The sequence below is a fragment of the Pseudoglutamicibacter albus genome (assembly GCF_031458175.1).
Classification (GTDB): domain Bacteria; phylum Actinomycetota; class Actinomycetes; order Actinomycetales; family Micrococcaceae; genus Pseudoglutamicibacter; species Pseudoglutamicibacter albus.
The window spans coordinates 721,567-739,530 of the sequence record NZ_JAVDXX010000001.1 but is presented as its reverse complement, the minus strand read 5'-3'; the positions used below and the strand labels follow the sequence as shown (position 1 = coordinate 739,530).

Here is a 17,964-nt window from a genome sequence, read left to right as displayed (position 1 = left end):
GGTTGAGCATCGCGCGGGTCAGTTGGAGACCTTATCCCATATAAAGGCCGCACCATCTCCGACAGTATCCTTGGCCTTATCTCCGAGCCACGAACCGGCCTTACCGCCACCAACACCGCCGACGATACCGCCGACGACGGCACCGGCAGCTGTGCCTACGGGACCACCGAAGGAGCCGATTGCGGCACCTACAGCTGCACCGGCTTTGGCCCCAGCTATGCCACCCGCGGTGGAGGTGGCCGCCATCGTTGCTGCACGGGCGCCCTTCTCGACTCCACCCATCGCTGGGTGGGCTTTCGAGTCGGCTTGCCAGCTCGAAACACTCGTTGTGGCTACGCCAACGGCTGTACCCACGTGTCCAAGGTTCTTGCTGACTTTACCGAGGGTGTCGAGGTGGGACTGATATGCAGGATTGACAGGGATTCGGTTCTCGGAAGTGTTGAGCTGCATCAGTGTACGCCCGCCAAAGGCTTTGACGCCTTCTTTGAACCCGTTTGGCTTCGCCATCGGGTTCCAGGAGGCGCCCATTGGCGTCCAGCCGGTAGCTTTGTGGACTAATATCATTGCGGTCCAACTGCTATCAGCAAATTTTTCCAGTGTCTTAGGCGCCTTCCACAGGCCTTTCGCGGCGGCGTCCAAGTTCACGGTGGTCCAGTACTTGGATAGCTGGGTGTATTGGATGGCATACTTCCATTTATCCATCGTCAAAAGACCAATTTGCATCAGAGGACCTACTGCGCCTCCGTAGCTGTTGTTCCGCGCAACCCGATCCCACAGCGCCTTGAAGAAGCTACCGACCATATTGCCGCCAGCCTCATCGGCTTTAGCAAGGTCGATACCTGCAGCGTTGCTCGCCGTGTGACCGCCCACAGTAATACCCAGCAACGCGCCGCGGCATTGGTTCTGTGCACGGTCTTTGTTTTCAGCGAGCCGAGCGCAGTCGGCCTCGATCTCTTGCCTGAGGCGCTCCTTTTCCCTCTGCCCTTCAAGGTCGTCTGGTGGAGGGTTCATGGCGTTGTAGACCGCGATCTTCGCGAGGATCCGGTCCCGATCCCTGTTGAGGGCATCAAGTTCGGCTCCGTACGCGTCAAGAGCGGACTTCACACTCATGGTCGCTGCATCCAGCTGCCTGCTCAATGTTGATGGAGCCGTCATCGCGTTAATGACTTGCCCGGCTTCCGGGGCAAAGTATTGGCCACCGATGGGGCTCCAACTGCTTTGAACGCTGTTCATCGCTGCAACGATGGAATCACCAGCTGAACTGATTCCGCTGCCTGCTGCGCGGGCGGCTCCCCCGTCGTCAAGCTCTACGACGTTGAAGCCCACTCAGTTCACCCCCGGCATATCAATATTGCCTGGGACTGGGCACACGTTGGCAGACATCTGCTGATCCCCTTGGGCATACGAGCTCAGAGCGGCGTTTGTGCTGCTCGTTGCCATGTTAACTCGGCTGATCACAGTGTTGGAACCGGGTTCGATCGCGCCCATGAAGACCGCGGCCAAACCATTTGTCACAACCGGTGATTGCGGCAGAGCGTGCCCAGCGGCTGCGAACGCTTGTGAGAGCTCAAGCAACGCAGCCTGGAGATCATCAGCGGCGCTGTTGGTTGCTGTAACAGTCTGCGTAGCGGCCGCGTGATGGATATCAAAGTACATGTGTCACAACTTTCTGAAAGAACAGTCCATCTACCCCCCCTTAGAAGAGGGGGCACACCCTTGGCTAGCCGATATTCGCTACAGCATTACGAGCACGCGACTGCGTAGACACAGCCGTCTCATCATTACTAGCCAGAGTCTCACGCACCAAACTAATAATCCCGCGCACCTCATTCGAAGCGTTATGCCACCGCTTCTCAACATGCTGATACTCAGCATCCACACCATCCATCTGAAAATCAGACATAGCCTCAGCCACCTGAGCATCACGCTCACCAATCAACGACTCAAGCCGAGACACAATCCCCTGAATATCCCCCTGAACCTGACCAGACACACCAGTATCAAACGAAATACGATCCAACGACATAATTACTCCTAAAAAATAAAAGTCTTGCCTCAAACAAGAAATAGATAACAGTTAGCGGGAAGAAGAGAAACGCGCACCATCAAAATTCGCAGCAGACTCATTACGCGTCGAGTTATCAGCAGTCTGCTGATCCCCAGTCTGAGTCGCAACATTCATCTCAGACTGACCCTGAGCAATCCGAGCCAACGAACTATTCAAATCAGCAGCAATCTCATCAGCACGAGCCTTGAACTGATCAAACCTCACACGACCCTGACCATTAAACTTCCCCTCCAACGGAGCAACAGCCGCCACCAACTGACGAACCAAACCACCCAAATCATCATTCGACCCAGACGTCTTCTGATTCAACGTAGCCAACGTCTGCGAACCCATATCAAACTTCATAAAACTATTCCCTTCAAAAACCAATACAACCAACACATCAACCCAAACCCCACACCCAAAAACCAAGCGCGAAACCCGAGCCAACGCACGCCATCCTAACCCGCACCACCACCAGAAAACACCCCAAAAACCCGAATCTGGTGAATGTTGAATTCAAATTAACCAAACTCCAAGCGCAGTAACAGGAGTGCGATAGCTACCCCTTAGTAACCAAGGAATTATGTGTTGCGGGAGCGGATGTGTTCGCGGAGCTTTCGAACGCGATTTTCAGTCCGGCGATAGCCGTGTCCCATGCATCTCGACGTCACTTCACTACCCTTTTAGGCACTAAGGGATAAGGCAATGGAACGCCAGTGCGAGTCATGCCTGGCTTCAGGCTGAAGTGTCCTTGGTTTAGTTGGCACCTCGCCTAAAGCTGGATTGACGTTATACCCGGGAAGTGTTCCATCGCGTCTAAGGAAGAGGCTGCCCTTCAGGTCGTTGGGGGCTTGGTGCCGTGAAAGATCTTCGGCGAGCGATTGTTCCGAGGCATCCGGTGGCGGGACAGTGGAAGAAAGACTCAAGCGATTACCTCGGGAGAGTCGAAGGCTCAGACCTGCTAACGGGTCCCCTAAGACTGCTTCGGCTTTTTCGCAGCGGAACCCGATCGTCCCACGACCAAATGATCTCCTATAAGGACATCTACAAGGAGGAATTTAGGTCGAGGCCATCTGCAATCCCAGAATGTCCGTATCAGATGTTCGTGCAACTACAGTTTTATCCACGCTAGGTTTGGAACGTATGAACCATTGGATGAATGAGACCAAACTGGAGATCGAAACTTTTGTCCTCAGAGGGACAGGCGTTACGTTTCCAGAGCTTTTTTCTAAGCAACATGACGAGCACCTGGTATCTATTTCCGCTAATCCAGGTGAGGCAGCTCGTTGGTGGCATTGGCAAAATAATAGGTGTTTGCCTGGTGAAGGCTGGGTTTCTTTCATCCTTAATGGGGTTCAGATCATGCCGATGGATGCGTGGACAAACGTCGACATTTTCTGGCAGGAACTACTTACCACTCTTGAGAGTTATGCATCCACCGGTAGGGGCCAAGGGGAGTTTAGCGAGGAAACAGCAACCTTCTCCCTCGTGAAGAGGGGAACGATAGCTGTTTTTGAACTGCTCCCTCAACACCAACGGATAAGGAGGCGAAACACTAGCCAGCCCGAGACAACCGATAAAGCCAATATCTATACCAGCAAACATTGGCATTTACGCAAACCGGCGTCCCACCACCTGCGGCACATCCAGTGGAGTGAGGTGTTCAGTCTCTGTGTGCGTCGGCTTCTTCCTGCCATGAAGCGATCACCGGTTCCGGTGGCAGCACCTCCATAGCGCGGAGGAGGATGTACCAGCCGGGCGCGGGCTCGAGATGGTGCTCTTTACGCAGCATCTGGCGCTCCGTGTTATGCAGAAGGTAGCCGTGCGGCGTATCAAAGTAGACGACGCTCGCGGTCTCGTCGCGATCTCCGCTTTCCCACTCACCCATGATGGAGATGATCTCGTATTGACCGTCCACAAGGTCTTGGGCCATCCCAGGTTGCACGTGAGCAACCGAGTCAGCGAGTGCTTTCGTAGACGCAGCTAGCTCGGAAGACGGTAGACCATCAGGCTCGAGGAGCTTGAGAATATCCTTCTGCTGGATCACGCCGTATCCCGGCTCATACTCTCGTGGGAAGTCGCGCCGCCCCAAAACCATGCCATCGATCAGGAGCGTGAATCGGCTATCGAGGCTTGCGGCACTCATCGTCACAACACTTTCGGTGTGATTCTCGACCGCAAAAATAACGCCTCGCGGGCCGGTCCACATATACACCTTGTTTTCGGTTCCATCCGGACGCAGCCGCCGAACCTGCATGAAGCTTCGACGGGTCGTGTAGATGCCCCAAAACTGTGCATACGGAGCTTGAGCCTCACCGTTCGCTAAAACACACTCATCGGCTACGTCATAAAGCGTGGGACCGTCACCTTCGAATTCGCCGCGCAATAGTCGAAGGAACTGCTCGCGGGGCAGAACGATCCCGGACTGTTGTTCCTCTTGATTAGTTTCTAGACTGTCCATTCGAAATCCTTCGCCCATGCGTATGCAAGGTCTGCCCACACTGAATAGTCAGCAGTGGGGAACGTGATGGCAAAATTCACTTCTAGGCCGGCGCGTAGTGCGTTCCACTGATACAGCATCAGCGGTGTCCCTTCCTCATTCCGGTAGGAAGATACGCGCAAGACGGCCGCGCTATCCTCACCTAGCGTGTCCCAGCTGAGGTGGATGTTGCGGTATTCAGCCAGCTGATCGGCTAGCCCGGCATCCGTGGCGAGGATCTCGCGGTAATAGTCTTCATCGTTATCGTGCCGATGATCGTAGGCTCTCTGAATCACCACAATGTTCGGACGGAAACGGCTACTACCCCACTCTTCTGACCCCATGTAGATGAACACCCCTTTATCACTACCGGAGGTGTCCATCTCCCAGTCTTGCGGGATGGGGAGCCTGAACCGTGCATCACGATGCTCTGAGAGCGTGAACTCAATCTCTGGGTTATGCATGAGCTAGGTTGTCCTTTATCTCGACGTCGCCATGACGAGGAAATGCTTACTTGGCGTCAGTTTCAGGCTTTGCTACTCCCTGGAGTTCAGTCTTTCCACGAGCTCATGCGCTCTTTGGCCCTATCCCCAGCCCATCCACCGGCCATACCGCCTACAACACCACCGACGATCCCTCCGACTACCGCCCCTGCCCCCGTACCGAGGACTGGAACAACAGAGCCGAGGGCGCCGCCGACTACGGCACCAGCTTTAGCGCCGCCCAAGCCACCAGCAACAGACAGTCCCGTTGCCACACCTGCACGAGCCGCCTTCTCACCATTACCCATAGACGGGTGCGTTTTCGAGTCTTCCTGCCAGCTAGTAGCAGCTGTTACTCCCGCACCTACAACCGAGGAAGCACGGCCAGCTACCTTAGCGTATTTCCCAACGTCGTTAAGGGCCCCTTGATCAATCGGGTTTTTCGCAACCCAGTTATTGCGGCTTTTAATCCGCATCCGAGCGCGGGTAGCCAAGGTCTCGACGGTGCCTTTAGCCTTGCCAGCCGTCCGCATCGGGTTCCATGAGTCACCTAGAGGGGACCATCGAACAGCCGAGTGCAATAGACCAAAGCTCCCTGCCGTCATTCGCTGAAGCGTTTTCGGCATCTGCCATCTGGCATCAGCGAAACTCACAGGGACCTTCTTGCCCATACTCCACTGCAGCCCCTTGAATATATACTCCCATTTATCAAAATATATATTGCCAATTTGTGCCACAGGGCCCCATCGGCCATCTAGATCGTTGCTACGCGTAACGCTGTCCCACATAGCACTGCCGAAAGCACGTACGATATTTTCTCCGGCGCCTTCTTTCGCTCTGGGCGCTTTATCTTTGGCGTCAGAAGCATCATTTTCGTCAATGCTGACAGCTAGCAGTCGGTCCCGGCATCGATTCTGGATATCGTCTTTATCCTCTGCCAGCGAAATAGCTTCGGTTACGATTTCCTTCCGAAGCTTATCCTTATCCTCCTGCCCGGATTCATCGCCATCATCCGGGTCCATCGCCTTATAGTCATTAATTTTGTCTATGAGTGCCTTACGGCGCTGCTTTAGACCGTCAAGGTCAGACGCATAGTCATCCAGAGCAGACTTGATCTTATCGCCGGCGTCATCAAGGTCACCGACAATCCTATGCGGATCATCCATCGCTCCGGACACAGTAGGCGCCTCCGGAGCCGCATAGTGCTCTTGAATTGGACTCCAGCCTTTACGGACCACCTGCATGGCATCTGCAGCGTCGTTAAACTTTGACCGAACATCAGATGCCTTTGCCCTAATTTCACCGGGATCATCGAGATCAACAACAGCAAAACTCACTTATCCCACCCCCGGCATGTCTGGACTACCCGGCGCCGAACCGGCATTAGAAGACATTGTCTCGTCACCCTGCGCATAGGAATCTAAAGCATCACTGGTAGAACCAGTCGCGGTACGGACCTTAGACATCACTGTATCCGCAGCAGGAGTAACAGCGCCATCCTTGACAGCGGTCACCGCACCAGCGACGGCATTCGAATGCTTCAGCACGTTTCCAAGGTCGTCCAACGCGGATTTAACATCCTTCAGGGCATCATCCAAGTCTTGAGCAGATTCCTGCGTCGCTTTGACGGTCTTGGACGCACCAGAATGAACAATTGAATAGTGCATGTGTCACAACTTTCTGAAAGAACAGTCCATCCAACCCCCCCCACACACAGGGGGTACACCCTTGGCTAGCCGGTATTCGCTACAGCATTACGAGCACGCGACTGCGTAGACACAGCCGTCTCATCATTACTAGCCAACGTCTCACGCACCAAACTAATAATCCCGCGCACCTCATTCGAAGCGTTATGCCACCGCTTCTCAACATGCTGATACTCAGCATCCACACCATCCATCTGAAAATCAGACATAGCCTCAGCCACCTGAGCATCACGCTCACCAATCAAGGACTCAAGCCGAGAGACAATCCCCTGAATATCCCCCTGAACCTGACCAGACACACCAGTATCAAACGAAATACGATCCAACGACATAAAAACCCCTCACAAAAACAAAAACAAGAAAAACAAGAAAACTAACAGCCCGCTTTAGCGGGTGGAAGAGAAACGCGCACCATCAAAATTCGCAGCAGACTCATTACGCGTCGAGTTATCAGCAGTCTGCTGATCCCCAGTCTGAGTCGCAACATTCATCTCAGACTGACCCTGAGCAATCCGAGCCAACGAACTATTCAAATCAGCAGCAATCTCATCAGCACGAGCCTTGAACTGATCAAACCTCACACGACCCTGACCATTAAACTTCCCCTCCAACGGAGCAACAGCCGCCACCAACTGACGAACCAAACCACCCAAATCATCATTCGACCCAGACGTCTTCTGATTCAACGTAGCCAACGTCTGCGAACCCATATCAAACTTCATAAAACTATTCCCTTCAAAAACCAATACAACCAACACATCAACCCAAACCCCACACCCACAAAACCAGGCGCGAAACCCGAGCCAACGCACGCCATCCTAACCCGCACCACCACCAGAAAACACCCCAAAACCCAAAAAACTCTACAAATTTGAAATAACGTTAAGCTCAGCCGCGACTCGCAACAACAGGATCAAACAATCAGCGCTAGCCCTTGAAACAACAGGCCAGCACATGAGACACATCGGAGACACACAGGAGTTCGCGTCATACTACTTTTGGCCGTCCTTAAGCTGCTTGTAACATGACTCATGCATAATCGGCCGCGCGATCACCTCTGCTTCTGTGAATGCGCTAAAGGAGAACCATGCAGAACCATGACGAGCAGATTCTCGAATCAGTAGCTGTTCGTCGGCAGCGACTCAGCCTCGCACTCTTATACGGCAACGACCGGCGCCGACGCACATTCACCTCCGGAATCAAACACATCGTGATCGGACTGATCATCGCGGCCCTCATCTGCGCCGGCTGCGTCGGCTTCTCCTTTATCTCCAACCTGTTTAAAGAACAAAACGAACGTATGAATCGCGCCTCGACACCCACCGAGACATCCATTTCAATAGAGCGCACCGTCGGCGAGGTTGCCCCATGGTGAGCACCGGATACCGCAGAGTCACTGTCTTAGCTACAGACCGCAACATAGAAATGCTCCTACCGGCAAGTGTCAGCGTTGGCGAGCTCATCCCGCAGATCCTCAGACACACCCGCGCCGGCAACAAAGCCGCCCCACAAGAGCTGACCCTCACCCCGGTGGGCGGCGGTAGCCTCGCCCTCCACGAAACCCTCGCTGACGCGAAAATCACTGACGGCGCTCTCATTCGGCTAGATCGTCGCGACGAGGTCGTCCGCTCCCCGGTTGTCTATGACCTCGCAGACACCAGCGCCGAACTCACAGCGGCGCGATCCGCCACGGTGAGCTTCTCAAAATCGCGGCTACTCAGCACAGCACTTCTCGTATTGCTCGCGGTGCCACTAGCGCTCAGCCTTCTACCGGACCCTGGTAGCGCAACATTCCTTACGTGGGGACTCACCGCAACGGTCCTTCCTCTCATCGCGATGACGGCTATCGATCACCGCTGGTGGCGCACCGACATCGAACTCACCACTGTCTCGGCAGCCCTTCTGACCCTCACAGTGTTCTTCGCCGAACCCGAGCCGTTCCTCGGGTGGATGATCGTCAACGCGTGGATCGCAGCCACACTTCTAGCCCTTGGGATCAACCACAGGGCGTGGCAAACAGCACTCATTACAGGTATTGCCTCGCTCATGACAGTGGGCGTGTGGTATCTAGGTTTCATCCTCAACCTTGGCGACATGCATCTAGGGCTCTGGATGCTCACTATCAGCGGCATCCTGGTTGGCATCATTCCCCGCATCGCCCTCATCTTGTCCGGCCTCACGCGTGTGGATGATGACCTCGCCGACGGCAAACGCCCCTACCGCAGCGACGTAGCCTCACGCGTGAGGCGCGCACACGCCGGCATGGCCATCTTGATATGGCTCATGTGCTTCACGATGCTCACAGCAGTCTTCCTGCTAGGGCCTTCCGGGAACGATCCCTGGGTCACTGCGCTCGTTTTGATCACGATCGCGTTAGTGTCCTTGCGTTCCCGCCACATGCCGTTGGTTGCAGAGAGAACCTGCATGCTGGGTTCCGCGATCGTCGGCGGTGTGTTCTGGGTGAGCTTGTCTTCCGTTTCGATACCGGCGTGGATCATGCCGTTGACGCTCGCCCTGCTGATCGTCGTGATCCTGACACAGCCGCTATGGCGTATGCCAGAGCATGTGGCCGCGGGCCTGCGTCTAACGGCCCGCCGTTTCGAAACCTTGCTGACCTTGTCTATTTTCCCTGTCCTGGTGGGCGCGTTCGGACTGTATGCGCGCCTGATCGAGTCCTTTACCGGTCAGTAGCCCGCAGGAAAGGTGAAAGGCCCGAGAATGTACTCTAAGTCCACGATGCCAGCCAATCCCTTGAGAAAGAGGAACCCGGCCCGCCCCGAGAAGAAAGCCGCGGTGCCTAGGTACACCACAACCACGCCTGGAGATTCCTGGTGGGTTCGCGCGACGCGCTCGGTCGTGAACCTGGTGGTGTCAGACCCGTTCCCGGAGGCCTACCAGCGGGCACTCAAAGGCTGCCAGACCTCGGTGCTCACGGGCCGCCGAATCGGCATCACGAGCCCCCTGGGAGGCTCCGGTGCGAGCTCAACTGTGGCTCTGTTGGGGCATCAGTTAGCGGATAGCCGCAAAGAACCCACGCTTGTGGTGGATGTGCTCAACCGTGACGGCGCCACCCTGCGTAGGCTCGGGCCACGCAACCCGCGAAAGGTGAGTGAGGACAAAGGGCTTGAGAGGCTCTCTGAACTCATGAACCAAAGGGATGTTCCCGTCCACCAGCACTTTCATACATATTCTGATGAGATCTCCCGGCACCTGCGTTTCTTGCCGTGGGGAGATAGCGACGAGCGGCTCGATGACAGAGCCCTAATGCAGAACACCTTCCAGTTCTTGTCCCAGACTGCTGCGGTTACGCTTCTTGACCTGCCGATGAGCGATCACGTGATGCACGCCTTCTATCCGGGCTTGCACGCGCTGATCGTTCCGATCCCGATGTACCCGGCTGCGGTCGATGTTGCCGAGTCCTTCTGTAACTACATTCACCATAGCTACCCGCACGTAGCGCTCGTGCCAGTCATGGTTGACAGCATCCACGCATCAAAGCGGCAAGTCAGACTCACCAAACAATCCGTGCGTCACACCAACCTGCGTTCCCACTTGCCGATCAGCCGTAAAACCAACCTGCCAGAACTGAGCTTTGACGCTCACGTCGCCACCGGTGGCCGTTTGAATATGGAGCTGCTCTCAGAACGGGAGCGCCTGCAAGTGGCCCAGCTCGGGGCAACCGTGCTCTCCGTCGCGAAAGCTACATCATGACCACACACAGCCGATCCCTGACTGCCCTGGAAGACAACGGACTGTTCCACCGCCCGGCCCGCTCCGAGCCACCCGCAGCGGAACCCGAGCTTGAGACGGTCCGCCGCCCGCCCTTGATCGAGGACGGCGGAGCCGGCAACATGGGGTTCCTCGGCCTCATCCCACTCTTGGGTATGGCTGGCTCGATGACGGTCATGATGCTGTTCCGGGGCTCCCCTTTCGCGGCGGTTGGAGCGCTCATGATGATCGTGACCGTGATCGGCGCGATCGTCATGATGACCTCGCAAAATGGTAAACAGACCCGCCGCCGCAAACAGTTGCGCGACAACTACCTTGAATACCTCGAAGAACGCCACCACGAGTTGCGTACAGCAGAAGACGAACGGCGTTCCCGAGCCCAAATAACTGACCCGCGCACCAACGCACTCGTCGAGTTGATCTTCACCCCATCGCGGCTGTGGGAGCGGCGCCGCCAACACAGCGACTACCTCAATGTTCGATGCGGCATCGGCGATGCCACGGGTGTCGAGTTCCGCCTTGAAGGCGAAGACCAGTCGTTAGAAAGCACTGACCCTCACCTCGAACAGCAACTCGATGTTCTCCAAGACCGTTTCTCCACGACCCCAGACATGCCGTTGCTGGTTCACCTGGGCGCCGACCACACGGTCTCAGTCATCGGGGATAACGAGTTCTGCGATCAAGCGATCCGCAACCTGGTCCTGCAGGCGGTTGCGCTTCACTCCCCTGAAGACCTCCAGCTCGCGTTCCTCGTGCCGACGGTTCACCGCGATAAGTGGGAGTGGGTGCGTAGGCTCCCCCACATTCTCGACCAAGACCAACCAACCGCTTTCGGCCCCGTGCCACGCATCTGCGAGACGATGCCGGAGCTGGCATCTCTGCTGCGCAGCAACATCCAGCGCCGCTACCAGGCGACCGCTGAGCTACGGCGCACACCGGCGGACTACACGGTTGTAAACCTCAACCAGCCGCGTCTGCTCATCGTCGATCTGCGGCATAGTGGTCCGGTAGAGAACTTCAGTGCAGGCACCGCAACGGACCTAGAGATGATGGGCATCACCGTCATCCACGCGCTACGCAATCAGCTCGAAGAACCCGGCGATGTGTCAGCACGCCTCGTACAAAGCAACAGGGCCGTCCACAACAACAATGTTGGGCAAGATAACGGAAGTGGACGAGGCCGCAGAGCGGGCCTGGGTAGTAAGACTGGCATAGGTAGTTGGGCTGGTCTGGGTAATTGGGCCGGGTTTAGGAACGATGCCGCGGCCAGCGAGGTGGACCTTGAGGCCGCCGCGGAAGTTGAGGTTCAGCGTCTGGACTCTGATGGTTCCGTAGCACAACGTCTCAAGGGTGTTTTGGATGATTCCGATGTTGCCTTAGCCCAGTCAATCTCCCGCGTGTTGGCCCCGCTGCGGCTCTCTCACGATTCCCTTGAGCACTCCGAGCAGCAAGCCGGTATGAAGTTCACTCAACTGCTGGGCCTCAAGGAGCTCAACGAATCGCATTTGCAGGCGGCGTGGGAGCCGAACTTCGGCCCTGACTTCCTTACCGTGCCTATCGGTTTGGATCAGCAAGGCAAGCCTGTTCGCCTGGACATCAAGGAGGCCGCCCAGCACGGTATGGGCCCGCACGGGCTGTGCGTAGGCGCAACGGGTTCGGGTAAGTCCGAGCTTCTGCGAACACTGGTGCTCGGTTTGGCTTTGACCCACTCCCCTGAACAGCTCAACCTGGTTCTGGTCGACTATAAGGGTGGTGCGACCTTCGCCCCGTTCAAGGGCATCCCGCACGTCTCCGGTATCGTCACCAACCTCGCTGACGATGTGTCGCTCGTGGACCGCATCTATGCGAGCCTTGAAGGTGAGATCCTACGGCGTCAGGAACAGTTGAAAGCCGCAGGCAACATCGCCTCCATCACCGACTATCAGCGGGCACGTCGCCGCAACCGCAACCTGCCGGTCATGCCGCACCTGTTCCTCGTGATTGACGAGTTCGGTGAGCTACTGACCGCGCAACCCGATTTCATCGACTTGTTCATGTCGATCGGTCGTATTGGCCGCTCGATCGGTGTGCACCTGCTCCTCAGTTCCCAGCGCCTCGAAGCAGGCAAGCTCCGCGGCCTCGACACCTACCTGTCCTACCGGCTCGGTCTACGCACACTTTCTGAAGCTGAATCCCGCACCGTGCTCGAAACAACGGACGCCTTCCACCTGCCGCCGTTGCCTGGCTACGGCTACCTCAAAGTGGATACGACCGTGTATGAGCAGTTCAAAGCCGGTTACGTCTCTGGCCCGCTAGCGATCGAAACCGCAGAAGATGAGGTGACCAAGGAACCCACCGTACCCGTCGTGCTGATCGATCAGTACTATTCACAGAACTTCATCACCATGGCCCAGGATTATGACGAGGCCGAGGACGAAGCGGAAGCCGCGAAGCCCGCCACCCAGTCGGATGATGAGGATGCCGAAGGGCCCACCGTCTTGAGCGCATCCGTTGCCATGATGAGCAAGTACCCCGCCGTGACCGACCCCATCTGGCTTCCGCCTTTGCCGGATAAGGTCACCCTGGATCAAGCGCTCTCGATGCCGCCGGAACCTGCCGCGATTTCGGGCCAGCTCGCCGGGGAGACATCGCACAGCCTCCCGGTTCCGATCGGGATTCTGGATGACCCAGCGCACCAGTGGCAAGGGCGTTGGGAACTCGACCTAGCCCACTCGGGCGGCCACATCGCGATCCTCGGCGGACCTTCAACCGGCAAGTCCACGCTCCTGCGCACGATCGCGCTCTCGCTGGCCTTGGAGAACTCCCCGCGTGAAATAACTCTCTACGGCTTGGATCTGCGCGGCTCAGGCTTGCTCGCAATCGAGGGCCTTCCGCACACTGCCGGCGTCGCCGTGCGCACACGCCGCGAAGCGTTGCGGCGAACCCTGGAGGAAGTCACTGACCTGTTGACCGAACGCGAAGCGCTGTTCGAGTCCCTCCACATCGACTCGGTCTCCACGATGCGTGAAATGTTCGCATCCGGCCGCCACCCCGAACTCGATGTGCGCGACGTCGTAGTGTTCGTGGACGGTTGGGGTGGTTTGATCGACGAGTTCGAAGACCTCCAGGATTCGCTCTACTCGCTCCTGACCCGCGGTAGCGGCTACGGGATCCACATCATCGCTACAGCTACCCGCTGGAACGAAGTCCGGATGGCGCAGCAGTCCTTCTTCGGAACCCGGCTGGAGATGCGGCTGACCGAACCATCGGACTCGATGCACGGCTCCAAGACCGCGGCGCACCTGCCTAAGAACAAGCCGGGCCGTGGCTTTAACATCGACGGCCGTATCGGCCAGATCGCGCTACCGCGTATCGATGACGAGCCAAGCGATGACGGCCTCACCAAGGCGTTCAGGGAAGCGGTCGAGTACGTCAAACTCCACTATCGCGAGCAGACCCCGCGCACCGTGCGCCTGCTGCCGACCCACATCAACGTGGACCAGCTGCCGCCTTCATCAACTCCGGGGCTTTTGCGCTTTGGTGTTATGGAACGCAATCAGGCGATCCGTTACCTGGACTTCATCGGCCGCGAACCGCACCTTGCGGTACTCGCGGATGAGGAAGCCGGCAAGACGAGCCTGTTGCGTCTGCTCGCCCACGAACTCATGAGCCAATACAGCTCAGAAGAGCTCGTGTTCGCGGTCTTTGATCCGCGCCGTGACCTTCAGAACGCGATCCCGGAGGAATACCTCGGCGGATACGCAGCTACCTCGATGCATGCTGAACAGCTCACCGCTGCGGTGGTCAAAGAGGTGCAGTCCCGTGTGCAAGCCGACCCGCTCGCCCAACAGAATGCTGGCTTCGAAGGGCCGCGGATTGTGTTGCTCGTGGACGACTACGACGTCCTCACCGCAGGGGCGGCCTCACCGCTTCACGCGTTCACCCCATTCCTCGCGATGAGCACCGACATCGGCTTGCATGTGGCACTCACCCGTCGTGTCCGTGGCGCATCACGCACCATGTATGAGCCGTTCTTCGCATCGCTGCGTGAAGCCGGTGCCGTGACTCTGCTCATGGACGGCGATAGCAGCGAAGGCCCGATCATCGGGCGCATCCGGCCGCGCCACTTCCCTGCCGGCCGCGGTATGCTGATCCGCCCGAACGAAGGCCCACAAACCATCCAGGTAGCCACCCTCGACGCCGAGGAAGGCAACAACTAGCCCCTGTCCGCCGAATAGCTGAATAACCCACTGGATACCGTGATGACCCACTGGATGCTGTAAGAGGGTCGAGGTACGGCAAACGGCTTCAGGTACGCGAAGAGGGCGGTTCCCTTCGGAACCGCCCTCTTGGTTCATCTACCCCGCTAGCGTGTCTGTGCCGCGCTCGCGGGGCGGATGACTTGCTTACTTGTTGCCGGTGAGCTTCTCACGCAGTGCAGCAAGGGCTTCATCGGATGCGAGCGTGCCGCTGTCTTCGGTGTCGCTCTGGTCCTCGGAGGAGTAGGAAGCTGGAGCTGGAGCGGATGCCTGCTGTGCGCCGGCCTCTGCGTCCTTCTCGATTGCCTCTGCGACCTGCTTCTTGTGTGCCTCCCAGCGGGCCTGAGCTGCAGCGTACTGCTGCTCCCATTCTGCGCGCTGAGTCTCGTAGCCCTCGAGCCATTCGTTGGTCTCTGGGTCGAAGCCCTCTGGGTACTTGTAGTTACCGGCCTCGTCGTACTCTGCGGCCATACCGTACAGAGCAGGATCGAACTCGGTGCCCTCTGGGTCAACACCCTCGTTGGCCTGCTTGAGGGACAGCGAGATACGGCGACGCTCGAGGTCGATGTCGATAACCTTGACGAAGATCTCCTGGCCCACCTGAACAACCTGCTCCGCGAGGTCAACGTGACGCTCAGCGAGCTCGGAGATGTGAACCAGACCCTCGATGCCGTCCTCAACGCGAACGAACGCGCCGAACGGAACGAGCTTGGTGACCTTACCAGGTACAACCTGACCCAGTGCGTGGGTGCGGGCGAAGGTCTGCCATGGGTCTTCCTGGGTTGCCTTGAGCGAGAGGGAAACACGCTCGCGGCTCATGTCTACCTCGAGGACCTCGACGGTAACCTTCTGGCCAACCTCGACAACCTCGGATGGGTGGTCGATGTGCTTCCAGGACAGCTCGGAAACGTGAACCAGGCCGTCAACACCGCCCAGGTCAACGAATGCACCGAAGTTGACGATGGAGGAGACAACGCCCTCGCGAACCTGGCCCTTCTCTAGCTTGTTGAGGAACTCGGTGCGGACCGCGGACTGGGTCTCTTCGAGCCATGCGCGGCGGGAGAGAACAACGTTGTTGCGGTGCTTGTCGAGCTCGATGATCTTCGCTTCAAGCTGCTGGCCGATGTACGGAGCCAAGTCGCGGACGCGACGCATCTCAACCAAGGAAGCAGGCAGGAAGCCACGCAGGCCGATGTCGAGGATGAGACCACCCTTGACAACCTCGATGACGGTACCGGTAACGACGCCGTCTTCTTCCTTGACCTTCTCGATATCGCCCCAAGCACGCTCGTACTGTGCGCGTTTCTTGGAAAGGATCAGACGGCCTTCCTTGTCCTCCTTCGTCAGGACAAGTGCCTCAACCGTGTCGCCAACCTCGACGACATCGCTAGGGTCTACATCGTGCTTGATAGACAGCTCGCGGGACGGGATAACACCCTCGGTCTTGTAGCCGATATCCAGCAGAACTTCGTCATGATCAACCTTGACGACTTCACCTTCAACGAGATCGCCATCGTTGAAGTACTTGATGGTTGCGTCGATAGCGGCGAGGAATTCCTCTTCCGAACCGATGTCGTTGACTGCGACCTGCGGGAGTCCGGTCTGATCCGGGTTCGTAGTGGTCATGTAGTAGGGGCTCCGTTACGGATAGTAAATCGGTCAGAACAGCCGCGAATGTTTCGCTCAAAGTGTACTGCTCTGAAGTAGTGAACAATATGGAATTGCGCACGCGTGATGGCACGCAAAGTGCACAACTCAACCAAGTCTATGCTATGGGGATAATTCAGTCAATGAAGTATGAGCTTCTTTTACTGCTGCCACGCGGCAGAACTCTACCCAATGTCAAGACCCCATCATCAAGACCCTGCCCATCATGACCAGGCAACCGGAACATCAGAAGTGGGTTGTGTTAATAGGAGGCACCTTCGAGTGAAACAACAAGTGAAGCGCTTCAAGGTCGGCCTCATCAGCCTGGGCACGCCCGCTCGCCACCAGATCAGCTACACGGCACGTACCAAGGTATAGAGCAGCCAACGCTTCCGCATCCAGGCTCAAGCGCGGCACATCCGCGCCGGAACCATCAGTAGCTTCCGGGGCTTCGGTAACCCTCGTTCCGTGTTCGTCTGCCTCGATCAGGAACTGCCCCTGGGCATACCCCAGAGGGTCAGAGACGTCCAGGACCACGGAGCCCTCACTGCTGAGTCCGCGGGCCCGCATCGCCTCTGGAACATCGAGAACCCGCAGCCACAGGGCATCGCGCGTAACACCGTCAACCACATCGCGGCCATTGATCAACGCGACACGCAGCGCGTGATCAGCAACCACCGAATCGGCCGAAAGCTCTTCAACCAGATCCGTGGCACCTATCGCTTGCCACAAAGCGAGCTCCGCTACAGGATCCGCGGCCATCAGCTCATGAACCTTCAACGTGAACGGGCGAGAATCCCAGCCGGAGAACTCCGCGATCGCATGCCCACGCACCTTACCGTCCGGGCCGAGCGCAACCAGCGGACGCAAATCGTGGCTCTCCCCTGGCTCCGCCAAATAGTTACTGATGCCAGCTGCGCGACGCCGTTGCGAAGACACCGGAGCAACCTGTCCAGGCGTCCGCTTGACATAGGCCTCAGAAGACTCACGATGGATCGCAGGCATCGCCTCCCAGGACGGCACCACAACGCGCACACCCGAATCCTCGATCGCCTTGATCGCAGAAGCCCGCAAACGCAAACCATGCAGGACCTTGACCCGGCACGTGCCAGTATGCGCTGCAACGCCAAAACCGAAGCGGCCATAAATCACGCCCTCGGTCGCCGTGAGTGCCGCCAACGGACGCCCGGCTTCTTTAGCCCGGTCGAAAGAGGCATGCATCATCTTGGTCAACAAACCACGACGCCGGTGCGAGGTCCGCACCGTCACCTCGGTAACCATGTGCGTATCAACGAGGACACCTTCACGCACACACAGCTGGCCAGGGAACTCCCCGAACGTCGCAATAGGAATATCCGCATCCAGTGCGATCGAGGGCTGATTGTCATCATGGACCATCGTCAACAGCGAACGGTCCTGACGGAAACGATCAACCTTGCCCTGCATTTCCTCTTGCGTGCGGCGCCCGTCCAAGAACCCTAAGGCCATCGCCTCAATGAACGCCTCAGTCACCGGATCCGGGCTACCCAGGGGTCCGTCCGGGCGATGCCGAACAACCCTGAACCGCTCTTGATTCACCGCTCCACTACTCATTTCCAACTCCAGACCAACATCTGTGGATCACTATCTTCCG

16 protein-coding genes are annotated in these 17,964 nt (G+C 57.4%); 4 read left to right on the top strand and 12 right to left on the bottom strand.

Annotated features, from left to right (window positions below; translation table 11 throughout):
- Nucleotides 1-18: 18 nt before the first annotated feature.
- The 10 genes from J2S67_RS03235 to J2S67_RS03185 all read right to left on the bottom strand — a co-directional run bounded on the left by J2S67_RS03235 (nt 19) and on the right by J2S67_RS03185 (nt 7,439).
- Nucleotides 19-1,326 carry a hypothetical protein gene (locus tag J2S67_RS03235; protein ID WP_310246252.1) on the bottom strand — a complete coding sequence of 436 codons (1,308 nt, stop codon included), beginning with the start codon at nt 1,324-1,326 and terminating at the stop codon, nt 19-21.
- A complete protein-coding gene (locus J2S67_RS03230) occupies nt 1,327-1,656 on the bottom strand; it encodes a hypothetical protein (RefSeq protein WP_310246250.1) in 330 nt (109 codons plus the stop codon).
- Nucleotides 1,657-1,720: 64 nt separating this feature from the next.
- Nucleotides 1,721-2,026 carry a pore-forming ESAT-6 family protein gene (locus tag J2S67_RS03225; protein ID WP_310246248.1) on the bottom strand — a complete coding sequence of 102 codons (306 nt, stop codon included), beginning with the start codon at nt 2,024-2,026 and terminating at the stop codon, nt 1,721-1,723.
- Nucleotides 2,027-2,077: 51 nt separating this feature from the next.
- Nucleotides 2,078-2,413 (bottom strand): hypothetical protein, encoded by a 336-nt coding sequence (locus J2S67_RS03220; RefSeq protein WP_310246246.1) that lies wholly within the window; start codon nt 2,411-2,413, stop codon nt 2,078-2,080.
- A 1,300-nt stretch (nt 2,414-3,713) separates the two neighbouring features.
- The gene (locus J2S67_RS03210; RefSeq protein ID WP_310246244.1) at nt 3,714-4,511 is read right to left on the bottom strand and encodes a hypothetical protein; all 798 of its coding nucleotides are present in this window, start codon (nt 4,509-4,511) and stop codon (nt 3,714-3,716) included.
- Nucleotides 4,499-4,993, bottom strand: coding sequence for a hypothetical protein (locus J2S67_RS03205; RefSeq protein WP_310246241.1), 495 nt, complete (start codon nt 4,991-4,993; stop codon nt 4,499-4,501). The genes J2S67_RS03210 and J2S67_RS03205 overlap by 13 nt, the downstream gene beginning before the upstream one ends.
- Nucleotides 4,994-5,079: 86 nt before the next feature.
- Nucleotides 5,080-6,189, bottom strand: a complete 1,110-nt coding sequence (locus J2S67_RS03200; RefSeq protein WP_310246238.1) for a hypothetical protein — start codon at nt 6,187-6,189, stop codon at nt 5,080-5,082.
- Between the two features lie 159 nt (nt 6,190-6,348).
- Nucleotides 6,349-6,678 carry a hypothetical protein gene (locus tag J2S67_RS03195; RefSeq protein WP_310246235.1) on the bottom strand — a complete coding sequence of 110 codons (330 nt, stop codon included), beginning with the start codon at nt 6,676-6,678 and terminating at the stop codon, nt 6,349-6,351.
- Nucleotides 6,679-6,743: 65 nt separating this feature from the next.
- Complete coding sequence (locus J2S67_RS03190; protein ID WP_310246232.1) at nt 6,744-7,049, bottom strand: pore-forming ESAT-6 family protein; 306 nt, start codon at nt 7,047-7,049, stop codon at nt 6,744-6,746.
- Between the two features lie 54 nt (nt 7,050-7,103).
- Nucleotides 7,104-7,439: a hypothetical protein gene (locus J2S67_RS03185; RefSeq protein WP_084590386.1), complete on the bottom strand. Its 336-nt coding sequence runs from the start codon at nt 7,437-7,439 to the stop codon at nt 7,104-7,106.
- 365 nt (nt 7,440-7,804) lie between these two features.
- Here J2S67_RS03185 and J2S67_RS03180 point away from each other — a divergent pair, with 365 nt between their 5' ends.
- Genes J2S67_RS03180 through eccCa form a run of 4 tightly spaced genes read left to right on the top strand, consistent with a single transcriptional unit; the run spans nt 7,805 to nt 14,645 of the window.
- On the top strand, nt 7,805-8,092 hold the full coding sequence (locus J2S67_RS03180; RefSeq protein ID WP_310246225.1) for a hypothetical protein: 288 nt from the start codon (nt 7,805-7,807) through the stop codon (nt 8,090-8,092).
- Nucleotides 8,086-9,408 carry an EsaB/YukD family protein gene (locus tag J2S67_RS03175; RefSeq protein WP_310246222.1) on the top strand — a complete coding sequence of 441 codons (1,323 nt, stop codon included), beginning with the start codon at nt 8,086-8,088 and terminating at the stop codon, nt 9,406-9,408. Before J2S67_RS03180 ends, J2S67_RS03175 begins: the two co-directional genes overlap by 7 nt.
- 27 nt (nt 9,409-9,435) lie before the next feature.
- On the top strand, nt 9,436-10,428 hold the full coding sequence (locus J2S67_RS03170) for a hypothetical protein (protein ID WP_156961826.1): 993 nt from the start codon (nt 9,436-9,438) through the stop codon (nt 10,426-10,428).
- The gene (eccCa, locus tag J2S67_RS03165) at nt 10,425-14,645 is read left to right on the top strand and encodes a type VII secretion protein EccCa (protein WP_310246218.1); all 4,221 of its coding nucleotides are present in this window, start codon (nt 10,425-10,427) and stop codon (nt 14,643-14,645) included. Before J2S67_RS03170 ends, eccCa begins: the two co-directional genes overlap by 4 nt.
- A 186-nt stretch (nt 14,646-14,831) precedes the next feature.
- On the opposite strand, the gene rpsA is transcribed toward eccCa, so the two are convergent.
- On the bottom strand, nt 14,832-16,310 hold the full coding sequence (gene rpsA, locus J2S67_RS03160) for a 30S ribosomal protein S1 (RefSeq protein WP_035757641.1): 1,479 nt from the start codon (nt 16,308-16,310) through the stop codon (nt 14,832-14,834).
- Between the two features lie 267 nt (nt 16,311-16,577).
- Nucleotides 16,578-17,843 (bottom strand): GNAT family N-acetyltransferase, encoded by a 1,266-nt coding sequence (locus J2S67_RS03155; RefSeq protein ID WP_310246215.1) that lies wholly within the window; start codon nt 17,841-17,843, stop codon nt 16,578-16,580.
- Nucleotides 17,844-17,964: the final 121 nt, after the last annotated feature.

Coding starts and splice junctions, on each gene's coding strand:
- eccCa (WP_310246218.1), top strand. CDS start 10,425: ATGACCACACACAGCCGATCCCTGACTGCCCTGGAAGACAACGGACTG.
- J2S67_RS03210 (WP_310246244.1), bottom strand. CDS start 4,511: ATGGACAGTCTAGAAACTAATCAAGAGGAACAACAGTCCGGGATCGTT.
- J2S67_RS03175 (WP_310246222.1), top strand. CDS start 8,086: ATGGTGAGCACCGGATACCGCAGAGTCACTGTCTTAGCTACAGACCGC.
- J2S67_RS03220 (WP_310246246.1), bottom strand. CDS start 2,413: ATGAAGTTTGATATGGGTTCGCAGACGTTGGCTACGTTGAATCAGAAG.
- J2S67_RS03190 (WP_310246232.1), bottom strand. CDS start 7,049: ATGTCGTTGGATCGTATTTCGTTTGATACTGGTGTGTCTGGTCAGGTT.
- J2S67_RS03185 (WP_084590386.1), bottom strand. CDS start 7,439: ATGAAGTTTGATATGGGTTCGCAGACGTTGGCTACGTTGAATCAGAAG.
- J2S67_RS03180 (WP_310246225.1), top strand. CDS start 7,805: ATGCAGAACCATGACGAGCAGATTCTCGAATCAGTAGCTGTTCGTCGG.
- J2S67_RS03225 (WP_310246248.1), bottom strand. CDS start 2,026: ATGTCGTTGGATCGTATTTCGTTTGATACTGGTGTGTCTGGTCAGGTT.
- J2S67_RS03205 (WP_310246241.1), bottom strand. CDS start 4,993: ATGCATAACCCAGAGATTGAGTTCACGCTCTCAGAGCATCGTGATGCA.
- J2S67_RS03195 (WP_310246235.1), bottom strand. CDS start 6,678: ATGCACTATTCAATTGTTCATTCTGGTGCGTCCAAGACCGTCAAAGCG.
- J2S67_RS03230 (WP_310246250.1), bottom strand. CDS start 1,656: ATGTACTTTGATATCCATCACGCGGCCGCTACGCAGACTGTTACAGCA.
- rpsA (WP_035757641.1), bottom strand. CDS start 16,310: ATGACCACTACGAACCCGGATCAGACCGGACTCCCGCAGGTCGCAGTC.
- J2S67_RS03170 (WP_156961826.1), top strand. CDS start 9,436: ATGTACTCTAAGTCCACGATGCCAGCCAATCCCTTGAGAAAGAGGAAC.